Raw genomic sequence first — 20,558 nt, forward strand, 5'->3', positions numbered from 1 at the left:
CATGGACGCGATGGTGAGGGTGGTCGTGGGGGCGGCGATCGTCGAGGAGGGCAGGCTGCTCGCCGCCCAGCGGTCCGAGCCGCCGGCGCTCAGGGGCGGGTGGGAGTTCCCCGGCGGCAAGGTCGACCCGGGGGAGAGCGAGCACGAGGCGCTGGTCCGGGAGTGCGTCGAGGAGATCGGCGTCAAGATCGTGGTGGGCCGCCAAGTCGGGGGCGACTGGGCCCTGTCCGACGGCTACGTCATGCGGATCTGGCTGGCCGAGATCGGCTCTGGCGTGCCGCACCCGCACGAGCACCTGGCGCTGCGCTGGCTGGAGCCGCACCAGCTCTACGAGGTGGCGTGGCTTCCGGCGGACCTGCCCGTGGTCGCCGCCGTGGAGAGGCTTCTGTGGGACGTTCCACGAGACTGATCCACGCGTGTACGGGCACATGTCATAGATCGTGCTTTGCGGTAGGTTTACGGAACTAGAATCTACTGTGGCCCAAGGGCATCTCACAGGGTGGAGGCGAGCGGTGACAGGACGCGCACTTGTGAGGGCCGCGTCCTCGGCAGCCGCCTCCGTGGCTATCACGGCACTGGCGGTGTTCGTCGTGGGGCCGGCGATCGGCGCGAACGCGGCGGCCAACCCGGTGGACCCGTGCGACGCGGGCCAGACCTGCGACCCGGTCGTCACCGTGACCGTCACCCAGACCCCCGGGCCGACCAGCGATCCGGTGGTGACGAAGACCGTCACGGTCACGCCGACGCCGACGGTGAAGCCGACCAAGACCAAGCCGGCGCCCGCGACGACCACCGCGTCCCAGCCGACGCAGCGGTCGACGTTGGAGCCGGATCTGCCTGCCTCGACCGCCCAGCCCAGCTTTCCCGCCACGACGGCGGCTCCCGCGACGTCCGACCCGGCCGTGGTCCTGCCCGGTGCGACGCCGCTGCCCAGCACGCCGAGCACCACGCCCACGACCAGCCCGTCGTTCGAGGAGCCCGCGCCCGAGTCGGTGCCGATCGAGATCCGCAACGCGACACCGCAGTACGACAAGGTGACGCTGAGCCAGAAGCTCGCCATCCCCGGGGCCGTGCTCGTCCTGGTCGTGCTGCTCGCGTGGCTGGTCTTCGAGGGGCGCCTGCGTCGCATGGCCCACGCGGCGGCCGTACGGCGGGCCGGGCCGCAGTCCGCGCGCGGCGGTCGCGACGAACCGGCGGCCGGATACCCGGCGGGCCAGGGATACGCGCCGATGGTTGGCTTCGTCCCGGTTCAGTATGCGATGGGCTATCCCCAGCAGCCGTACGGTTATCCGGCGCCCTATGGGTACCCGCAGGCGTACGGTGCCCAGGGGTATCCGATGGACCCGAGCCAGGGCGTGCCCCCCGGGTACGTGCCACAGGGGTACGCGCAGCCGGGCTATACCCAGCCGGGCTACGCGCAGCCGGGTTTCGAGGGCGCCGGTCAGCAAGGTGAAGCGCAGCAGGGTGCCGTTCAGCAGAGCGCCGCACAGCCGGACGCCCGGCAGCCCGCCGCTTGGCAGAGCCCTCCGGTCGACGCCTGGGGACCCGCGGTCGGCGAGTCGCCGCAGGGCGTGTGGGGAGAGGCGACCGACGGCCCGGCCGCCGTCCCGCCGCACGGCGACGCCTCACCTCCCGACCGCACCGTTCAGTACCCTCTCCCGGGCGACCCCTCCAGCGCCGACGGCCGCTGACGCGGGCACCGGCCCGCGGGCGATCAGCTCTACGGGTGGACCAAGGCGGACGTCCACCGCTGTTATGCGCCCGATGCGGTGCCCTTAGGAGCCGGGGCCGCCCCTAATCCCCTGACCTGTGCGCCGTGCACCCGGCGCGAATGCGCTGGGTGAGGAAGAGAGCCGCGCGGTCCAGTGCCTCGTCCGCCTCGTCCAGAATGCCGGCGAACGACTGGAACACGTGCGGCACGTCGGCGGTGATGTCCAAAATGACGTCCACCCCGACCGCCCTCGCGTGCGCGGCGAGGCGCGTGGAGTCGTCCAGCAGGAGCTCGTTCGTGCCCACCTGGATCAACATTGGGGGGAAGCCGGTCAGGTCGGCGAGGACGGCCGGGCTGAGCAAGGGCTGGTGCGGGTCGGCTCCAGCGAGGTACATGGCCCCGGTGCGTTCGACGGCCTCACGGGTGAAGATCGGGTCGATGCCCTCCTTGGTGTCCATGCTCTCGCCCGTGCGGGTGGCGTCGAGGCCCGGGGAGAACGCCACGACGGCGGCGGGCAGTGGGAGGCCCGCGTCACGGGCGGCGAGGCAGGTGGTGACGGCGAGGCCGCCGCCGGCGGAGTCTCCGGCGAACGCGATGACCGAGGGGTCTTCGCCGCTGTCGAGGAGGGCGCGGTAGGCGCTCAGGGTGTCGTCGATCGCGGCCGGGTACGGGTGCTCGGGGGCAAGCCGGTAGTCCAGCGAATACGCCTCGAAGCCGGTCTTGGCCACGAGGTGTCCCGTCAGCGACAGGGCGGTCTCGGGGGAGCCGAACACGAAGCCGCCCCCGTGGAAGTACAGGATCGTCCCGGCGCGGGGACCGTTGTGCGGCTCGACATGCAGTGCGGGCCGGCCGCCGAGCGTCGTCCGCGTGGTGCGGATGGTGTCCGGCACGATCATCTGGGCCATCAGCGCCCTGAATCCGGCGCGTAGCTCGTCGACCGACCGGGGGCCCTCAGGCCGTGGCTGTCGCATCATCGCGTCGATCCGGGCGCGCTGTTCCCTGCTCATGGATGTACTCCTGGCGTAAGTGGATTCCACTACACTATATGCCATGGCATCTAAATCGAGCGGTGACCTGGTCGACCTCCCGGGCTTCTTCGCCGATCTGGTCCGATGCGAGACGCGTCTGTACAACGCCCTCAACGACCGACTCCGTGAGCGGCACGGGATCGTCACCTCACAGTTCGAATTCCTGCGCTACCTGCGCGACCACCCCGGATCTCGCGTGGCGGACCTCGCCGCCGAGTTCGCCGTCGGCGTCGGGGCGACCAGCAAGGGCATCGACCGTCTGGAGAGACGGGGGTGGGTCCTCCGGCAGCCGAATCCGTCCGATCGCCGGTCCTCGCTGCTGGCTCTGACCGACGGCGGCTTGCGGCTCGTCGACGCGGCGGACAAGACGTTCACCGATGGACTCGCCGCGCTGATCGGAGACTCGTTCGACGACCTGTCCGCCTCGTCCGCCGTACGCGCCATCTCGAAGCTGCGCTCCGTGCTCGAACGCGACCAGATCGGCACGCCCACAGGCTGACGGACATCGCCCCGGTCGTGGCCGGGCGCGCGGGGCGGCGCGGGACCGCCGCCGCGTTCGCGAAGCCGCGGAAAGCGGGATGAGAACGAAAAACGCCGACCGGGGATCCGGTCGGCGTCTTCGCGAAGGGGATCGCTCAGCTGGAGCGCTTGAAGATCTTCGAGCCCAGCCACACCAGCGGGTCGTACTTGCGGTCGACCACGCGCTCCTTCATCGGGATCAGCGCGTTGTCGGTGATCTTGATGTGCTCGGGGCAGACCTCGGTGCAGCACTTGGTGATGTTGCAGTACCCGAGGCCGTGCTCCTCCTGCGCCGACTCCTTGCGCTCCAGCACGTCGTACGGGTGCATGTCGAGCTCGGCGATCCGCATGAGGAAGCGCGGTCCCGCGAAGGACTGCTTGTTCTCCTCGTGGTCACGGATGACGTGGCAGACGTTCTGGCACATGAAGCACTCGATGCACTTGCGGAACTCCTGGGACCGCTCGACGTCGATCTGCTGCATGCGGTAGTCGCCGGGCTTCACGTCGGCCGGCGGCGTGAACGACGGGATCTCCCGTGCCTTCTTGTAGTTGAACGACACGTCGCAGACCAGGTCCTTGATGACCGGGAACGTCCGCATCGGCGTGACCGTGATGGTCTCGCTCTCCTCGAACGTGGACATCCGGGTCATGCAGCCCAGCCGCGGCCTGCCGTTGATCTCCATCGAGCAGGAGCCGCACTTGCCCGCCTTGCAGTTCCACCGGACCGCGAGGTCGGGGGCCTGGGTGGCCTGCAACCGGTGGATGACGTCGAGGACGACCTCGCCCTCGTTCACCTCGACGGTGAAGTCCTCCAGCTGCCCGTCGCCGCCCTCGCCTCGCCAGACGCGGAACTTCGCCTTGTAACCCATCACGACTCCTTGACCGCGGTGTCGTAGTCCGCCAGCTCGTCCTCGGTGAGGTACTTCTCCAGCTCGGACCGCTCGAACAGGGTGATCAGGTCACTCCGCATGGGCGGCTGGGCCCTTTCGGCGACCACGACGCCGGAGGCGTCCGGCTCGGCGGAGCAGACCAGCAGCTTGCGCCGCCACTCCGGCGCCATGCCGGGGAAGTCGTCCCGGGTGTGGCCGCCGCGGCTCTCCTCGCGGAGCAGCGCGGCCCGGGCCACGCACTCGCTCACCAGCAGCATATTGCGCAGGTCGATGGCGAGGTGCCAGCCGGGGTTGTAGATCCGGCTCCCGGCGGACGCGGTGTTCTTCGCCCGTTCCTTGAGCTTCTCGATGACCTGGAGGGCCTCGGCGATCTCCTCCGACTTGCGGATGATGCCGACGAGGTCGTTCATCGTGCGCTGCAGCTCGTGGTGGACCTCGTACGGGTTCTCGCCGCCGGTGCGCTCCAGGGGGGCGATCGCCTCCGCCATGGCCTCGTCCACACCCGTCACGGCGGGCCGCCTGGCCAGGCCCGCGACGTACGCCGCCGCCCCGGCTCCCGCCCTGCGGCCGAAGACCAGCAGGTCGGACAGCGAGTTGCCGCCGAGGCGGTTGGAGCCGTGCATGCCGCCGGAGACCTCGCCGGCCGCGAACAGGCCGGGCACCGAGGCGGCGCCGGTGTCGGCGTCCACCTCCACGCCGCCCATGATGTAGTGGCAGGTCGGGCCGACCTGCATGGGCTCCTTGGTGATGTCGACGTCCGCCAGCTCCTTGAACTGGTGGTGCATCGACGGCAGCCGCCTGGTGATCTCGGCGGCGGGCAGCCGGGTCGACACGTCGAGGAACACCCCGCCCTGCGGGGAGCCGCGCCCCGCCTTCACCTCGGAGTTGATGGCCCTGGCCACCTCGTCACGCGGCAGCAGCTCCGGCGGCCGGCGGTTGCCCGCCTGGTCGTTGTACCAGCGGTCCGCCTCCTCCTCCGTCGTGGCGTACTTGTCCTTGAACACGTCAGGGATGTAGTCGAACATGAACCGGCGGCCCTCGGAGTTGCGCAGGACGCCGCCGTCGCCGCGGACCGACTCCGTCACGAGGATGCCGCGCACCGAGGGCGGCCAGACCATCCCCGTCGGGTGGAACTGGATGAACTCCATGTTGATCAGCTTGGCGCCCGCGAGCAGGGCCAGCGCGTGGCCGTCGCCCGTGTACTCCCAGGAGTTCGACGTGACCACGTACGACTTGCCGATGCCGCCGGTGGCCAGCACGACGGCCGGGGCGTCGAAGAGGATGAAGTCGCCGGTCTCCCGCCAGTAGCCGAACGCCCCCGCGATGGCGCCGTCGTTCTTGAGCAGGCGGGTGACCGTGCACTCGGCGAAGACCTTGATGTACGCCTCGGGGTCGCCGTGCAGCTTCTCATCCTCCTGCTGGAGGGCGACGACCCGCTGCTGCAGCGTGCGGATCAGCTCCAGGCCCGTGCGGTCGCCGACGTGGGCGAGGCGCGGGTACTCGTGGCCGCCGAAGTTCCGCTGGCTGATCTTGCCGTCCTTGGTGCGGTCGAACAGCGCGCCCCACGCCTCCAGCTCCCAGACGCGGTCCGGGGCCTCCTTCGCGTGCAGCTCAGCCATCCGCCAGTTGTTGAGGAACTTGCCTCCGCGCATGGTGTCGCGGAAGTGCACCATCCAGTTGTCGTCGGAGTTGACGTTGCCCATCGCGGCCGCGGCGCCGCCCTCGGCCATGACCGTGTGGGCCTTGCCGAACAGCGACTTGCAGACGATCGCCGTCCGCTTGCCCTGTTGCCGCGCCTCGATCGCCGCGCGGAGCCCGGCTCCGCCGGCTCCGATGACGACGACGTCGTATTCGTGACGCTCCACCTTGAGATCCTTAAGCGAACGGGAAGTTGATGACGCCATGGGCGACCAGCCGGACGTACAGGTCGGCGATCATGACGGAGAACATCGAGGCCCAGGCCAGCGGCTGGTGCTTGGCGTTGAGCTTCGAGACGAACGTCCACGCCTTGTAGCGCAGCGGGTGCTTCGAGAAGTGCGTGAGACGCCCGGCGGTGATGTGGCGGCAGGAGTGGCACGACAGCGTGTACGCCAGGATCAGGGCGGCGTTGACGAGCAGGATCCAGGTCCCCAGGCCGCCGGGCTTGTGCACCAGGGCCAGCACGGCGTCGTACGTCAGGATCGCGCCGATCACGATGGCGCCGTAGAAGAAGTACCTGTGGATGTTCTGGATGATCAGCGGGAACCGGGTCTCGCCGGTGTACTTGCCGTGCGGCTCCGCGACCGCGCAGGCCGGCGGCGACAGCCAGAACGACCGGTAGTACGACTTGCGGTAGTAGTAGCAGGTCAGCCGGAACCCGCCGGGCAGGCCGAGGATCAGCAGCCCCGGCGGCAGCCCGTACCAGTCGCCGAACGGCGCCAGCCCGAGGAAGCGGGCCCCCTCGGGACACGAGGTCGCGAGGCAGGGCGACGAGAAGGGCGCGATATACGGTTCGATGAAGTAGCTTTTATCGAAAATCGCCCAGAATCCGTAGATCAGGAACGACATGAGGCCGGCGAACGTCAACGCCGGAGCGAGCCACCACCTGTCGGTGCGAAGTGTGCGCACCCGCAACTGTGCGCGTTGTTTCCTGGCCGGGCTCTCGGCCGTTGTCTGGGTCATCGGAGACCTTCCACCCTCACTGACTCCGCGTACGCCGGAGCGCTCGCGCCGAACTGCTCTGGCCACGTGCGTATTGGTGGGGGAAACATTACGACGCGCGCATCACGAGTTGTGAGGAGGGTCACTCCTCCCGGCTGTGATTCCGGTCACTTCGCCGGCAGCTTCACCACCGTGAAGAAGAACTCGTCGATCTGGCGCACCACGCGGGCGAACTGGTCGAAATCCACCGGCTTCGTGATGTACGCGTTGGCGTGCAGGTTGTATCCACGAAGGATATCCTGCTCGGCCTCCGAGGTCGTCAAGATCACAACCGGGATCACCCGGAGCGCCGGGTCGTCCTTGACCTCCCGCAACACCTCGAAACCGTCGACCCGGGGCAGGTTGAGATCGAGGAGGATGAGGTCCGGCCGCGGCGCGTCGGCGTACGGCCCCTCCCTGCGCAGGTACGCGAGGGCCTGCTCGCCGTCGTTGACGACGCTGAGGGTGTTGCGGACCTTGTTGTAGGAGAACGCCTCCCTGGTCAGCAGCACGTCGCCCGGATCGTCCTCCACCAGGAGGATGTCGATGGGGCGCAGCTCATTCATCCGGATCCTCCGCGGCGGGCAGCGTCCATCGGAAGGTGGCACCCGGCCCCGCCTCGGTGTCGAGCCAGATGCGGCCGCCATGATATTCCACGATCTTCCTGCACAGGGCCAGGCCGATGCCCGTGCCGGAGTACGCCTCACGCCCGTGGAGGCGCTGGAAGATCAGGAAGATCCGGTCGGCGAACCTGGGCTCCACGCCGATCCCGTTGTCGGCGCAGCTGAACTCCCACATCTCGCCGTCCCGGCGTACGCCGATGTGGACGCGGGGCGGCTCGGGAGAGCGGAACTTCAGCGCGTTGGCGACGAGGTTCTGGAAGAGCTGCGTCAGCAGCACCGGGTTGCCGACGACCTTCGGCATCTCGTCGTGGGTCACGGAGGCGTCGGTCTCGACGATCAGGCCGTCCAGGTTGCGCAGAGCGCCGCGCAGGGGGCCGCCGGAGTCCGTCGGGACGCGCTCGCCGCCCATGCGGCCGACCCGGGAGAAGTCGAGCAGGTCGTTGATGAGCTGCTGCATGCGCTTGGCCCCGTCGACGGCGAAGCCGATGTACTGCAGGGCCCTGTCGTCGAGCCGGTCCCCGTAGCGCTGCTCCAGCATCTGGGTGAAGCTCGCCACCTTGCGCAGCGGCTCCTGCAGGTCGTGGCTGGCCACGTAGGCGAACTGCTCCAGCTCGGCGTTGGACCTGCGCAGCTCGGCGGCCTGGTCGGCGAGGCGCTGCCGGGCCTCGGCCGAGGACTGCCACTCGGCCATGATCCGATCGCGCATGCCGCTGACGTGGCCGGACAGCTCCCACAGCTCGGCGGGCCGCTCCACGTCCAGCTCGTGACGGAAGTCCCCGGCGGCCACGGCGCGCACCTGGCGGGTGAGCCGCGCCACCGGGCGCAGCACCGCGTGGCGCACGATCAGCGTGCAGCCGAGCGCCGCCAGCAGGAGGGCGACTATCAGGATCCACACCGTGACGTAGATGGTCTGCCAGCCTGTCTGGAGCCGCTCCTTGCCGAGGTCGTGGAGCTCCTGCAGCAGGCTCCGCAGCCTCCCCAGCGACGCCCTGACAGGCGTGAACCGCTGCACGTTGACGGTCGTCAGCTCCCGGGACAGGGCGTCCCGGCCGGCCGTGGGGACGGCGGCGACGACCCGCTCGGCGTAGTCGTGCCGCCAGACGGCGATCGCCGCTTCGAGCCGCCGCAGCTCCGCCCCCATCTCGGAGGACCGCGGGAGGCGGGGCAGCGTCGTGGTGATCCACGCGGTGGCCGCCTGCTCGTCGCCGATGGCCTGCCGGTACGCCTGGACGTACTGCGCCTCGTTGGTGAGGCCGTACGCCCTGATGGAGTTGCCCTGCGCCTGGAGCGCCGTGGTGATCTGGATCATCTCCAGCGCCGCGGGGTCGATGGCGTCGATGAGGACGTCGCGGGCCGCTTTGGTCTGGCCGAGCGTCACCAGGATGGCGGTGACCGCCAGGCCCACGACGAGCGCCATGCCCGCACCGGTGAGGAGGAACCAGCGGGTGACCGTCAGCCGTCCATCGGCCGCCCGCGGCGGGCTGAGAGGAGCGGGCGCCACGCTCACGTCGCCCCCCGGCCGCCCTCTTGGACGCCCTCTCGGACGCCGTGTCGCGGACCATGCCGGGCGCCGTCGACCGAGCCGTCCACGGCGCCGTCCACGGCGCCGTCCACCGAGCCGTCCACCGGGCCGTCTCCCGACATGGCCGAGGTCGGGAGCACGTCACCCTGGACGTGCCGGTGCCCCCGGGAGACGAGGACGGCGGCGACGTCGTCGTGCAGGGCGTCGCCCAGGCTGGCGATGATCCGGTCGAGGTCGATCCTGGAGTGCTCGCGGATGATCCGCAGCAGCCCGTCGGTGCCGAGCAGATCCCGGTTGTCGTTGACGGTGGCCTCGATGAGCCCGTCGGTGTAGAGCAGCAGCGCCCACCGGTCGCCCAGCGTTATGTCGAAGGGGTGCCACGTGCCGTCCGGGAAGATGCCGAGGGGCGGGCCGGACGGGGTGTCGGTGACCACGTCGATCACGCCGTCCCGCAGCAGCAGCGGCGGCGGGTGGCCGACGACGTACATCCGGGCACGGGTGAGATCGGGCGAGACGGCCGCGTAGCACATGGTGGTGAAGATCTCCGGCGACTTGCGCTCGTGCCGCAGCAGCGTGTCGAGCGTGTAGAGCACGTCGTCGCCGGTGTGCCCGGCGAGGATGAGCGTCCGCCAGGCGATCCGCAGGGCGGTGCCGAGGGCGGCCTCGTCGGGGCCGTGCCCGCACACGTCGCCGATCAGCACGTGGACGGCGCCGTCGGCCGTCTGGACGGTGTCCCAGAAGTCGCCGGCCAGCAACCCGCGTACACGGCCGGGAAGGTAGCGGGCCTGGTGGTGCAGGAGCGGCGTGGTGAGCATCGGCACCGGCAGCAGGCCCCGCTCCAGGCGGGACGTCTCATTGCTGACGAGCCGCTCCTGCAGGAGCTCGCGCATGGCCAGGTCGGCGCGTTTGCGCTCGATGGCGTACCGGATCGCGCGGATCAGCAGCCGGGCGTCCACGTCCTGCTTGACCAGGAAGTCCTGCGCGCCCGCCGCCACCGCCTCGATGCCGACGTGCGCGTCCATCAGGCCGGTGAGGACCAGCACGGCCGTGTCCGGCGCCATCGCCAGCACCTGCTCCAGCGCCTCCAGCCCGGAGGCGTCGGGCAGGGACAGATCGACCAGCACGCACTGCACGTCGCCGGTCAGCCGCTGCCGGCCCTCGGCCAGCGTCCGCGCCCAGGTGATCTTGGGAGGCCTCTCGGCGCCCGCGAGCAGCTCCTCGACGAGGAACGCGTCGGCGGCGTCGTCCTCGATGAGCAGGAGCGTGAGCGGATCGGGCAGGTCAAGGGAGGCCGGGGTCACGAACGCCTCTCATCAGCGTCGAAAAGAATGTGCGCACAAATCTATCGCCAGCGGGACATCGCAAGGAGAGTTACGGGCCGGTGAGTGCCTCGATACCGGGGGGCAGTGTGCCCTCCCTGGCCGCCCTGCCGAGGAAGGACAGCAGGGTGCCGCGGAACGCCTGCGCCGCCCGGGTCGGCTCGACGTCCTTTCTGTGGGCGATGGCCACGGTCCGGCGAAGCCCCGGCAGCAGGGGCGTCCCGGCGAGCCCCGGCCTGCTCTCCAGGACCATCGACGGGACCACCGCGATCCCCAGCCCGGCCTCGACGAACCGCAGGACGGCGTCCATCTCCCCGCCCTCCACCGCGAAGCGCGGCTCGAATCCCGCCTGGCGGCAGGCGGCCAGCGTCGCCTCGCGCAGGTCGTACCCCCGGCGGAACATCACCAGAGGCCGCCCGCGCAGATCCTCGATCCGCAGGTACGGCCGGCGCTCCGTGGCGGAGGACGCCGAGGCCACGACCAGGTTCTCCCGCAGGATCTCCTCGGTGACCAGCGAAGGGTCGCTGCTCTGCAGCGGGAGGATGATCAGCGCCAGATCGAGCTGACCCCTGGCCAGGTCGCGCACGAGGTCGCGCGAGCCGCCCTCCTCCACCAGGAGCTCCACACCCGGGTAGTCGCGGTGGAAACCGGCCAGCACGTCGCCGAGGAGCCCCGCGCACAGCGACGGCGTCGCGCCGAGCCGCACCCGTCCCCTGCGCAGCCCCGCCAGCTCCGCGACCTCGCGGCGTGCGGTCTCCACGTCGGCCAGGATGCGACGCGCGAGGGGGAGCAGGGCCTCGCCCGCCGGTGTGAGGGTGACGTTGCCCCGCGCCCGGCTGAGCAGGGGCGTGCCCAGCTCGGTCTCCAGCGCCTTGATCTGCTTGCTCAGCGACGGCTGCGCCACGCGCGTGTGCTCGGCCGCCTGCGTGAAGTGCCGTGTCTCCGCGACCGCCACGAAGTAGGTGAGCTGCTGCAACTGCACGTCGATAGCGTACGGCTATCGCCGTGACCGGTTCGATGAGGGGCCGGGCGGCTGTGAAGTTCGTCGCACCGGCGAGCCGGGCCAAGTGCGGAGCCCCTGGGAAACAGCGGACATAGCCGCCGGCTATCGAAACCAGACCCGCGATGACTTAGACGTCTCGAAACGCGGAACCTAACGTGAGTTTTCGTGACAGCCACCGTTGACCACTCTGTCGACCGCGGCGTGGCCACCGCGCCCGTCCCCGCGGACCGGCACGCGCCCGCACGCAGGGCGTCCCGCGCGCCCGCCACCCCGCGCCCGGACCGCCCGCGCAGGGGCGTGCGCGCCCTGCTCGCCTCCTCGGCCGGCAAGAAGGCCGTCATGGCGGTGACCGGCGCCGTCCTCGTGCTCTTCCTCGTCGGCCACATGCTGGGCAACCTGAAGGTCTTCCTCGGCGCCGACTCGTTCAACCACTACGCCGAGTGGCTGCGCACCGTCGGCTCGCCCGCGCTCCCCGACCGCACTCTGCTCACGATCGCGGAGATCGGGCTGGTCGTCGCGGTGGCGCTGCACATGTGGGCGGCGGTGTCGCTGGCCAGGCGCGCGGCGAAGGCCCGTCCGGTCAAGTACGCCGCCCGGCGCAAGTCGCAGGCGAACGGGTATGCCACGCGCACGATGCGGTACGGCGGCGTGATCATCGTGCTGTTCGTGGTCTGGCACCTGCTCGACATGACCTTCGGCGTGGTGAACCCCCGTGGCGGCGACGCCACGCCGTACGCGCGGATGGTGGCGGACTTCCAGCCCTCCCGCTGGTGGGTCACCGCCTTCTACCTGGTGGCCATGGTCGTGGTCGGCCTGCACCTGCGGCACGGGCTGTGGAGCGCGTTCCAGACCCTCGGCGTGGCCCGGCGTTACCGGGCACTTCAGGCGGGCGCCGCCGTTGTCTCCGCCGTCCTCGTGCTCGGCTTCGTCGCCGCCCCCGTCGCCGTGATGATCGGAGTGGTCAAGTGAGCTACACCGTCGGTGCGCCCATCCGCGACACCAAGGCTCCCGCCGGGCCCATCGAGGACCGCTGGGACACCCGGCGCTTCCAGGCCAAGCTGGTGAACCCGGCGAACAAGCGCAAGCTCACCGTCATCGTCGTCGGCACCGGCCTGGCGGGCGGCTCGGCGGCGGCGACCCTCGGCGAGCTGGGCTACAAGGTCAAGTCGTTCTGCTACCAGGACTCGCCTCGCCGCGCCCACTCGATCGCCGCCCAGGGCGGCATCAACGCGGCCAAGAACTACCGCGGTGACGGCGACAGCGTCCACCGGCTGTTCTACGACACCGTCAAGGGCGGCGACTTCCGGGCCCGCGAGTCGAACGTCTACCGGCTCGCCCAGGTCAGCGTGAACATCATCGACCAGGCGGTCGCGCAGGGCGTGCCGTTCGCCCGCGAGTACGGCGGGCTGCTCGACACCCGTTCCTTCGGCGGCGCCCAGGTGTCGCGGACGTTCTACGCCCGGGGCCAGACGGGCCAGCAGCTCCTCCTCGGGGCGTACCAGGCCCTGGAGCGGCAGATCGCGGCCGGGACCGTGGAGATGCACACCCGCCACGAGATGCTGGAGCTGGTCGTCAGCGGCGGGCACGCCCGCGGCGTCATCGTCCGAGACATGGTCACCGGTGAGATCGAGACCCACCTCGCCGACGCCGTGGTCCTCGCGACCGGCGGCTACGGCAACGTGTTCTTCCTGTCGACCAACGCCAAGGGCTGCAACACCACGGCGATCTGGCGGGCGCACAAGCAGGGGGCGTACTTCGGGAACCCGTGCTTCACGCAGATCCACCCGACCTGCATCCCCGTCAGCGGCGAGTACCAGTCGAAGCTGACGCTGATGTCGGAGTCGCTGCGCAACGACGGCCGCGTGTGGGTGCCGCTCCGCAAGGGCGACGACCGGGCGCCGGGCGACATCCCGGACGCGGAGCGCGACTACTACCTGGAGCGGATCTACCCGGCGTTCGGCAACCTCGTGCCGCGCGACATCGCCAGCCGGGCCGCCAAGAACGTCTGCGACGAGGGCCGCGGCGTCGGCCCCGGCGGGCTCGGCGTCTACCTCGACTTCGCCGACGCGATCTCCCGGCTGGGCCGCGACGCCGTCGAGAAGAAGTACGGCAACCTCTTCGAGATGTACGAGCGCATCACGGGCGAGAACCCGTACGAGGTGCCGATGCGCATCTACCCCGCCGTCCACTACACGATGGGCGGCCTGTGGGTGGACTACGACCTGCAGTCCAGCATCCCCGGCCTGTTCGTGATCGGCGAGGCCAACTTCTCCGACCACGGCGCCAACCGCCTCGGGGCGTCGGCGCTGATGCAGGGCCTCGCTGACGGCTACTTCGTGCTGCCGACGACGATCGGCGACTACCTGGCGGGGGCGGGGACGCTCGGGCCGGTGGACGAGGCCGATGTGGCGCGTGCCCGCGCGGCGGTCACCGAGAGGATCGACAAGCTCCTTTCCGTGAACGGCACCCGCACGGCCGACTCCTACCACCGCGAGCTCGGCCGCATCATGTGGGACTACTGCGGCATGGAGCGGACCGAGGAGTCGCTGCGCAAGGCGCTGGAGCGGATCCCCGAGCTGCGCGAGGAGTTCTGGCGCAACGTCAAGGTGCCGGGCGACGCAGAGGGTCTCAACCAGGCGCTGGAGCGGGCCGGCCGGGTCGCCGACTTCTTCGAGCTGGCCGAGCTCATGTGCGTCGACGCGCTCCACCGGACGGAGTCGTGCGGTGGCCACTTCCGGGCCGAGTCGCAGGACGCGGACGGCGAGGCGCTGCGCGACGACGAGCACTTCGCCTATGTCGCCGCCTGGGAGTGGACGCCGCAGGGCCCGGTCCTGCACAAGGAAGACCTGGAGTACGAGTACGTCACGATGAGCCAGCGGAGCTACAAGTGAACCTGACCCTGAGGATCTGGCGCCAGAACGGCTCCGCCGACCGCGGACGGATGGTGACGTACCGGGTCGAGGACGTGTCGCCGGACATGTCCTTCCTGGAGATGCTCGACGTGCTGAACGAGCGGCTGATCCTGGAGGGAGACGACCCGGTCGCCTTCGACCACGACTGCCGCGAGGGCATCTGCGGCATGTGCGGCATGGTCATCAACGGCGTGGCGCACGGTGAGCAGCGGGCCACCACGACGTGCCAGCTCCACATGCGGCACTTCGAGGACGGCGCCGTCGTCACCATCGAGCCGTGGCGGGCCGCGCCGTTCCCCGTGGTGAAGGACCTCGTCGTCGACAGGTCGTCGTTCGACCGGATCATCCAGGCCGGCGGCTTCATCTCCGTTCCCGCCGGCTCGGCGCCCGACGCCCATGCCGTACCGGTGCCGAAGGACGACGCGGACGACGCCTTCGACGCGGCCACCTGCATCGGCTGCGGCGCCTGCGTGGCGGCCTGCCCGAACGGGTCCGCCTCGCTGTTCACCGCCGCCAAGATCACCCACCTGGGGTTGCTGCCGCAGGGCAGGCCGGAGCGCGCCTCGCGTGCCAAGGCGATGGTCGAGCAGATGGACGCCGAGGGCTTCGGCGGCTGCACCAACACCGGTGAGTGCACGGCGGTCTGCCCGAAGGGCATCCCGCTCGACACCATCTCGCGGATGAACGCCGACTATCTCAAGGCCGTCTCCACGTAGGCAGGCCCGCGCCGGACGGATCTTTGGGGTGTCAAGCCGTAAATCCGCCTGTTCGTTCCTCTCCGCATGGACATAATCACCCCCCTTCCCGGGTAACGTGTCGGTTGTGTTGGCGCAACACGCCTGCCTTGATCCCGCAGGCGAGGGAGTGAGCATGACGTTCATGTCCGGCCCGAGGTCCACGTTGAGCGTCGCGTCCGCCGCCCAGGGCGACGCGATCGTCATTCATGCCACCGGGGAGCTGGACGCGACCACCGTTCACCTCCTGCGGGAGGAGCTGCGCCAGGTCTGGGCGACCTCCGGCGTGTCCGCGCTGGTCATCGACGTCGAGGGCATCGAGTTCTGCGACTCGCGCGGTCTCAGCGAGCTGATCGGCGCCCTCCAGCGCGGCCAGGCGGCGAACGTGCGCCTCATCCTCGCCGGCGTCCAGGGCGTCCTGCGCCGCGTGCTGACCATCACGGGCCTGCGGAACGTGTTCGAGCAGCGCGCGACGGTGCCGGACGCGCTCAAGGCGGTGTCGGCGCCGGGCAACGACATGGGCGGCCTGTACGAGACCGCCCGGTAGGCGGGCCGCGGATCACGCGTCCGCGGCGTCGCCCGTCGTCTCGTAGATGGTGAAAGCGGCGCTCAGCCCGGTCACGGTGAGGATTCGCCGGAAGACCCCCTGGACGCCCACCAGGCGCAGGAAGCCGCCGGTCTGCTCGGCGGCGTCGTGAACCTCCAGCAGGAGCCTGAGCCCCATCGAGTCGCAGAAGGTCAACGCGGAGGCGTCCAGGATCAGGCGGTCGCGGCCCTCGTCGAGCAGCTTGCCGAGGGCGGCGCGCAGCCGCTCCGCGGAGATGACGTCAAGCTCGCCTGCCACGGTGACGACGGTGTGCGTCGCCTCCCGGCTGACCGTGACGCCAAGTCTCGTCGTCATCTCTGTCCTCGTCCCGAAGATCTACAGAGAAGTTACACCCCTGACTACCGTGCCATACAGGGGGGAGGCAAGCCTCACAGCGGGACGGTTGACATCGTGATGGTATGGGAGCGCGGCGGCGCGCACCGCGCGGCCACGCCGACGAAACAGGTTGTTCCTCACCCGGTCCTATCCGGCCCGGCGCGGGGCCTCGTCGTGGCCCATCCGTCTCATGGTGTGCCGCCGTCCTCCGCGAGCGCCTGCCGTACCTGCGTGACGAGGGCGGCGCGGTCGGCACCCGCCAGAGTGAGCGCGCGGGGCACCGTGCCGACCTGAGCCTCCAGAATCCCGAGCAGCAGATGCGCGGGCCGCAGATCTCTTCTGCGCGGGATGGACGCGAAGCCTCGTTCGAGTGCGAGCCTGGCCGACGCCCCCAGGTGCGACGGCCGCTCGGCGGCCTTGCTGGGCCGTGGAAGGTCGAAGGCGGCCAGGGAGACTCCCGCCGCGCTCAGGCTGTGCTCGAACTCCCGGTCCAGCGCGTCGCGGATCGCGTCACGATCGAGCCCGGCCGAGGCCAGGACCTGATGTGCGGGGCTCTCGGGCCCTGCGGCGATCGCCAGCAGGAGGTGGTGTGCCTCGACTGCCGCCGACCCGTCCGCGTGGGCCTCGTACGCCCCTCGGTCGATGATCGTGGTGATGTACTCGTCGATCGCGGCCATCGTCAGCGCCTCCTCAGGCTTACGCCGGCGGCGATGAGCCGCTTGGCATGCTTCTTGTGGACCGCTTGGCGCGTCACTCCGAGGGCCTCGGCGACCTGCGGCCAGCTCCAGCCCGCCCGCATGGCCTGCTCGACGGCGGCGTCCTCTATCTGGTCGGCCAGGCGCCGCAACGCCGCCACAGCCGCCAGCGCGTCAGCGGGCTCATGGGAAACGGAGATCTCAGCACCGGACATGTAAGCAACCGTAGTTGACTAATCGAGGGTAGTCAACGCAGGTTGCTAATTCCGTATTGACTTCAACGTTACTTCAACTTGAAGACTGGGCGTACGAGTCGATCGAGACGGGGAGTGTGGTCATGATGCGGGCGATCCTGGTGCGGGAGTTCGGCGGTCCGGAAGTGCTGGTGCCCGGGGAGGTGGCCGATCCGGTCGCCGGTCCGGGACAGGTCGTGGTGGGGCTCGCCGTCGCCGATGTGATCTACCTCGACACGCTGCTGCGCAGTGGCTGGGGGAGGGAATTCTTCCCGCGCGAGCTTCCGTATGTGCCCGGCGGCGGTGGAGCGGGGAAGGTGCTGGCGGCCGGGGAGGGGGTGGATCCGGCCTGGGTCGGGCGCCGGGTCGTCGCCAGGACCTCCAGCGGCTACGCCGAGCGGATCGTCGCGGGCGTGGACGAGGTCGTGGAGGTGCCAGGCGGCCTGGGCCTTCCCGAGGCGGCGGCGGTCCTGCACGACGGTGTCACCGCGCTCAGCCTCGCCCGCGTGGCGGAGATCGAGAAGGGCGAGTGGGTGCTGGTGGCCGCGGCCGCGGGCGGCGCGGGTTCGCTGCTGGTGCAACTGGCGCGCGACGCCGGCGCCCGGGTCATAGCGGCGGCCAGGGGGGAGCGCAAGCTGGCGCTGGCCCGCGAGCTGGGTGCGGAGGTCACTGTCGACTACTCGGAGGAGGGGTGGGTGCGCCGGGTCCGCGAGGCGGCCGGCGGCGCGGGGGCCGATCTGGTCTTCGACGGCGCGGGCGGAAAGCTCGGCAGGGCGGCGTTCGAGGCGGCGGCCGACGGCGGCCGGTTCGTCACGTACGGCACGTCGGAGGGCGGGTTCGCCGACATCGACCCACAGGTGGCCGGGCGGCGGCGAGTGCGGGTGACCAACCTGCTCGCGGCCGGGCGGCCCGATCCGGCCACCGTGCGGGAGCTGCTCGGCCAGGCGCTCGCGCTGGCCGCCGAGGGGCGGATCCGCCCGGCCATCGGTGCGACCTACCCCCTGGAGCGGGCCGTGGACGCCCACGTCGCGCTCGCCGCACGCGCGACGGCCGGCAAGTCGCTGCTGCTCATCTCGTAGCGGCGGCAGACCCCCGGCCGGACAGGGCGGGCGACGAGCGCCCGGCTCGTTCCGCTCCGGCCGTGTGCTGTCCGTCGATCTTCATGTGAGGCGCCTGCGGACCTCCACCGTGAGGCTGGGAAAGTCGACGCCCGCGTCGGCCATGATGCGGGCGGCGAGGCCCTCACCCTCCCGGATGAGACCGAGGAGGACGTGGCCGTCGCGGATGTCGCCGCTCTGCATGGCGATGGACTCGCGCACCGCGAGCTCAAGCACCTTCCTGGCCCTCCGCGTGAACATGATGCGGCGGCCGCTGACGAGGACGCCCTTGTGGTCACGGTGCGGGTCGCGGTCGAGGGCGCCGGGCCCGAAGACCGACTCGATCTTCTCGCGCACGGTGGACAGGTCGATGCCGATCGACTCCAAGGCGTCGGCGTCGAGATCGCCCACGGGTGAGGTCCCGAGGACGCGCGTCACCGCGGCGGACGCCTGGTCGTGGTCGAGCCCGTGGTCGCCCAGGACCTGGGCCGACAGCGTTTCCGGGCGGCCGAGCAGCCCGAGGAGCAGGTGCTCGGTGCCCACGTGCTCGTGCCTGAGCCGCCGCGCCTCCTCCCGGGCCAGGTCGACGGCCTGCCGGGCCTCGTTGGTGAACCGTTCGAGCATGGTTACTTCTCCCGCCTCAGCAGTCCTCGTCCACCCGCGTACTTCTTGTGCACCGCCTGCCGGGAGACCCCGAGCAGCAGCGCGATGTCCTGCCAGGACCACCCGGCGGTGCGCGCGTTCTCCACCTGTAGTGCTTCGAGCCGCTCCACCAGCAGCCGCAGGGCCCGTACGGCCCGCAGGCCGGTGGCGGGGTCGCGGCTGCCGGCGTCGTTGGCCAGCTGTGCCGTGTCGCTCATGATGTAAACCTAGGTTGACGCCGGCCCGATGTCAACCTAAATTGACGCCCCGCTTGGCGGGGGAAAACCATTTGCCCCATGACCTGGGATCTTGCGACGCTGGCATGACCATGCGCACGCTGCCCGCCGCCGATCCCGGCACACCAGACGCCCGCAGTCCCCTCCGGTACCTGTGGTGGGTGGCGCGCGTCCAGGGGGCGCCGATGCTTCTGGGCATCGGCATGGCCGTCCTTTGGTGGCTGGGGCAGGCCCTGGTCCCGGCGGCCCTGGGCCGGGCGATCGACGCGCTGGTGGCCAAGGACGTGAGCCTGCTGGTCCGGTGGACGGGCGTGGTGCTGGCCCTCGGCGCCGTCCAGGCCGTCGCCGGCGTGCTGCGGCACCGCTACGCCGTCGTGACCTGGCTGTCGGCGGCGTACCGCACGGTGCAGGTCACCGCGCGGCAGGCGGCCCGGCTGGGCGCCACGCTGCCCCGGCGCCTGTCGACCGGCGAGGTGGTCAGCGTCGGCAACTCCGACATCGCTCAGATCGGCAACTCGATGGACGTCCTCCTGCGGGGCAGCGGCGCCTTCGTCGCCATCGTGGCCGTGACGGTGATCCTGCTCACCACGTCGGCGCCGCTGGGCCTGGGCGTGCTCATCGGAGTGCCGCTGATGGCGGTGGCGGTCGCCCCGCTGCTGCGGCCCCTGCACGCCCGCCAGCACGAGCAGCGCGGTCTCCAGGGCGACCTCGCGACCCGCGCCGCCGACATCGTGGCGGGCCTGCGCGTGCTGCGGGGCATCGGCGGCGAGCAGGTGTTCGCCGCGCGCTACCGCGAGGAGTCGCAGCGGGTACGGCACGCGGGCGTGCGCGTCGCGTCGGTCGAGTCGGCCCTGGAGGGCGCGCAGATCCTGCTGCCCGGCCTGCTCATCGGCTGCGTCACCTGGATGGGCGCGCACTTCGCCCTGGAAGGCCGGATCAGCGCCGGCCAGCTCGTCGCCTTCTACGGCTACGCGGTCTTCCTGATCGCGCCGCTGCGCACACTCACCGAGGTCGCCGACAAGCTCACCAAGGGGCACGTGGCGGCCCGCCGGGTCTGCCACATCCTGTCGCTGGAGCCCGAGATGACCGGTGCCGCCGCCCTGCCGGGCGGCGGGATTCCCGGCGGCACGCTGCTGGACCAGCGGTCCGGCGTCGCCGTGCCGCCCGGGCGGCTGACCGCGCTGGCGGCCGCCGTGCCCGAGGACGCGATCGCCATCGCCGACCGGCTCGGGCGGTACTCCCCCGGAGAGGTGACGCTGGGCGGCGTCCCGCTCGGCGACCTGCCGATCGCCGAGGTGAGGCGGCACATCCTCGTCGCGGAGAACGGCGCCAGGCTGTTCACCGGCCGTCTGCGCGACGAGCTGGACGTCCGGGGCGGCGCCACGGACGAGGAGATGCGGCAGGCGCTCTACGCGGCCTGCGCCGACGACGTGATCGAGGCCCTGCCCGAGGGCCTGGACGGGCACGTCGCGGAGGCCGGCCGCGAGTTCTCCGGCGGTCAGCAGCAGCGGCTCCGGCTGGTCCGGGCCCTGCTGGCGGACCCGGAGATCCTCATCCTGGTCGAGCCGACCAGCGCCGTCGACGCGCACACGGAGGCGCGCGTCGCCGAGCGGCTGGCGAAGGCGCGCGCCGGGCGCACCACCCTCGTCTGCACGACGAGCCCGCTCGTGCTCGACCGGGCCGACCTGGTCCTGTACGTCGAGGACGGCGTGGTCCTGGCCGAGGGCGGCCACCGGGAGCTGCTGGCGGCCGAGCCCGGATACCGATCGACCGTCACACGAGGGGAGGGCTGA

22 protein-coding genes are annotated in these 20,558 nt (G+C 70.8%); 9 read left to right on the forward strand and 13 right to left on the reverse strand.

Going from position 1 to position 20,558, the window contains the following annotated elements; genetic code table 11:
* The first annotated feature begins 10 nt into the window (after nt 1–10).
* Together AB0B72_RS11515 and AB0B72_RS11520 are read left to right on the forward strand one after the other, a co-directional pair.
* Nucleotides 11–409 (forward strand): (deoxy)nucleoside triphosphate pyrophosphohydrolase, encoded by a 399-nt coding sequence (locus AB0B72_RS11515; RefSeq protein WP_367738611.1) that lies wholly within the window; start codon nt 11–13, stop codon nt 407–409.
* A gap of 151 nt (nt 410–560) precedes the next feature.
* The gene (locus tag AB0B72_RS11520) at nt 561–1,691 is read left to right on the forward strand and encodes a hypothetical protein (protein ID WP_367738524.1); all 1,131 of its coding nucleotides are present in this window, start codon (nt 561–563) and stop codon (nt 1,689–1,691) included.
* A 103-nt stretch (nt 1,692–1,794) separates the two neighbouring features.
* Here AB0B72_RS11520 and AB0B72_RS11525 read toward each other — a convergent pair whose 3' ends face one another.
* Nucleotides 1,795–2,718, reverse strand: a complete 924-nt coding sequence (locus AB0B72_RS11525; RefSeq protein WP_367738525.1) for an alpha/beta hydrolase — start codon at nt 2,716–2,718, stop codon at nt 1,795–1,797.
* Between the two features lie 43 nt (nt 2,719–2,761).
* Here AB0B72_RS11525 and AB0B72_RS11530 point away from each other — a divergent pair, with 43 nt between their 5' ends.
* Entirely contained in the window at nt 2,762–3,238 is a 477-nt protein-coding gene (locus AB0B72_RS11530) for a MarR family winged helix-turn-helix transcriptional regulator (RefSeq protein WP_367738526.1), read from the forward strand.
* Nucleotides 3,239–3,374: 136 nt separating this feature from the next.
* Here AB0B72_RS11530 and AB0B72_RS11535 read toward each other — a convergent pair whose 3' ends face one another.
* The 7 genes from AB0B72_RS11535 to AB0B72_RS11565 all read right to left on the reverse strand — a co-directional run bounded on the left by AB0B72_RS11535 (nt 3,375) and on the right by AB0B72_RS11565 (nt 11,273).
* Nucleotides 3,375–4,127, reverse strand: coding sequence for a succinate dehydrogenase/fumarate reductase iron-sulfur subunit (locus AB0B72_RS11535; protein WP_367738527.1), 753 nt, complete (start codon nt 4,125–4,127; stop codon nt 3,375–3,377).
* A complete protein-coding gene (locus tag AB0B72_RS11540) occupies nt 4,127–6,052 on the reverse strand; it encodes a fumarate reductase/succinate dehydrogenase flavoprotein subunit (RefSeq protein WP_367738528.1) in 1,926 nt (641 codons plus the stop codon). The genes AB0B72_RS11535 and AB0B72_RS11540 overlap by 1 nt, the downstream gene beginning before the upstream one ends.
* Complete coding sequence (locus tag AB0B72_RS11545) at nt 6,024–6,809, reverse strand: hypothetical protein (protein WP_367738529.1); 786 nt, start codon at nt 6,807–6,809, stop codon at nt 6,024–6,026. Before AB0B72_RS11545 ends, AB0B72_RS11540 begins: the two co-directional genes overlap by 29 nt.
* Nucleotides 6,810–6,955: 146 nt before the next feature.
* Nucleotides 6,956–7,393 (reverse strand): response regulator, encoded by a 438-nt coding sequence (locus AB0B72_RS11550; protein ID WP_367738530.1) that lies wholly within the window; start codon nt 7,391–7,393, stop codon nt 6,956–6,958.
* Nucleotides 7,386–8,957 (reverse strand): ATP-binding protein, encoded by a 1,572-nt coding sequence (locus AB0B72_RS11555; protein WP_367738531.1) that lies wholly within the window; start codon nt 8,955–8,957, stop codon nt 7,386–7,388. The genes AB0B72_RS11550 and AB0B72_RS11555 overlap by 8 nt, the downstream gene beginning before the upstream one ends.
* A complete protein-coding gene (locus AB0B72_RS11560; protein ID WP_367738532.1) occupies nt 8,954–10,273 on the reverse strand; it encodes a PP2C family protein-serine/threonine phosphatase in 1,320 nt (439 codons plus the stop codon). The genes AB0B72_RS11555 and AB0B72_RS11560 overlap by 4 nt, the downstream gene beginning before the upstream one ends.
* A 70-nt stretch (nt 10,274–10,343) precedes the next feature.
* A complete protein-coding gene (locus AB0B72_RS11565; RefSeq protein ID WP_367738533.1) occupies nt 10,344–11,273 on the reverse strand; it encodes a LysR family transcriptional regulator in 930 nt (309 codons plus the stop codon).
* Between the two features lie 186 nt (nt 11,274–11,459).
* On the opposite strand from AB0B72_RS11565, the gene AB0B72_RS11570 reads away from it, so the two are divergent.
* The 4 genes from AB0B72_RS11570 (at nt 11,460) to AB0B72_RS11585 (ending at nt 15,487) form a co-directional block, all read left to right on the forward strand.
* Nucleotides 11,460–12,263, forward strand: coding sequence for a succinate dehydrogenase cytochrome b subunit (locus AB0B72_RS11570; RefSeq protein ID WP_367738534.1), 804 nt, complete (start codon nt 11,460–11,462; stop codon nt 12,261–12,263).
* Nucleotides 12,260–14,185 carry a fumarate reductase/succinate dehydrogenase flavoprotein subunit gene (locus AB0B72_RS11575; RefSeq protein ID WP_367738535.1) on the forward strand — a complete coding sequence of 642 codons (1,926 nt, stop codon included), beginning with the start codon at nt 12,260–12,262 and terminating at the stop codon, nt 14,183–14,185. Before AB0B72_RS11570 ends, AB0B72_RS11575 begins: the two co-directional genes overlap by 4 nt.
* A complete protein-coding gene (locus tag AB0B72_RS11580) occupies nt 14,182–14,922 on the forward strand; it encodes a succinate dehydrogenase/fumarate reductase iron-sulfur subunit (protein ID WP_367738536.1) in 741 nt (246 codons plus the stop codon). Before AB0B72_RS11575 ends, AB0B72_RS11580 begins: the two co-directional genes overlap by 4 nt.
* A 154-nt stretch (nt 14,923–15,076) precedes the next feature.
* Nucleotides 15,077–15,487, forward strand: a complete 411-nt coding sequence (locus AB0B72_RS11585) for an STAS domain-containing protein (RefSeq protein ID WP_367738537.1) — start codon at nt 15,077–15,079, stop codon at nt 15,485–15,487.
* 12 nt (nt 15,488–15,499) lie between these two features.
* Here the strand turns inward: AB0B72_RS11585 and AB0B72_RS11590 are convergent, their stop codons facing one another.
* The 3 genes from AB0B72_RS11590 to AB0B72_RS11600 all read right to left on the reverse strand — a co-directional run bounded on the left by AB0B72_RS11590 (nt 15,500) and on the right by AB0B72_RS11600 (nt 16,772).
* On the reverse strand, nt 15,500–15,841 hold the full coding sequence (locus AB0B72_RS11590; protein WP_367738538.1) for an STAS domain-containing protein: 342 nt from the start codon (nt 15,839–15,841) through the stop codon (nt 15,500–15,502).
* 209 nt (nt 15,842–16,050) lie between these two features.
* The gene (locus AB0B72_RS11595; RefSeq protein ID WP_367738539.1) at nt 16,051–16,539 is read right to left on the reverse strand and encodes a Clp protease N-terminal domain-containing protein; all 489 of its coding nucleotides are present in this window, start codon (nt 16,537–16,539) and stop codon (nt 16,051–16,053) included.
* A 2-nt stretch (nt 16,540–16,541) separates the two neighbouring features.
* The gene (locus tag AB0B72_RS11600; protein WP_367738540.1) at nt 16,542–16,772 is read right to left on the reverse strand and encodes a hypothetical protein; all 231 of its coding nucleotides are present in this window, start codon (nt 16,770–16,772) and stop codon (nt 16,542–16,544) included.
* Nucleotides 16,773–16,897: 125 nt separating this feature from the next.
* Here AB0B72_RS11600 and AB0B72_RS11605 point away from each other — a divergent pair, with 125 nt between their 5' ends.
* Nucleotides 16,898–17,869 carry a zinc-binding dehydrogenase gene (locus AB0B72_RS11605; RefSeq protein ID WP_367738612.1) on the forward strand — a complete coding sequence of 324 codons (972 nt, stop codon included), beginning with the start codon at nt 16,898–16,900 and terminating at the stop codon, nt 17,867–17,869.
* Nucleotides 17,870–17,950: 81 nt separating this feature from the next.
* Here the strand turns inward: AB0B72_RS11605 and AB0B72_RS11610 are convergent, their stop codons facing one another.
* Entirely contained in the window at nt 17,951–18,511 is a 561-nt protein-coding gene (locus AB0B72_RS11610) for a Clp protease N-terminal domain-containing protein (protein ID WP_367738541.1), read from the reverse strand.
* Nucleotides 18,512–18,513: 2 nt separating this feature from the next.
* Nucleotides 18,514–18,747 carry an RNA polymerase subunit sigma-70 gene (locus AB0B72_RS11615; RefSeq protein WP_367738542.1) on the reverse strand — a complete coding sequence of 78 codons (234 nt, stop codon included), beginning with the start codon at nt 18,745–18,747 and terminating at the stop codon, nt 18,514–18,516.
* Between the two features lie 104 nt (nt 18,748–18,851).
* Between AB0B72_RS11615 and AB0B72_RS11620 the strand changes: the two genes are divergently transcribed.
* A complete protein-coding gene (locus AB0B72_RS11620) occupies nt 18,852–20,558 on the forward strand; it encodes an ABC transporter ATP-binding protein (protein WP_367738543.1) in 1,707 nt (568 codons plus the stop codon).

Origin of the sequence: Microbispora sp. NPDC049125 (genome assembly GCF_040802045.1) — a bacterium.
Taxonomy (GTDB): domain Bacteria; phylum Actinomycetota; class Actinomycetes; order Streptosporangiales; family Streptosporangiaceae; genus Microbispora.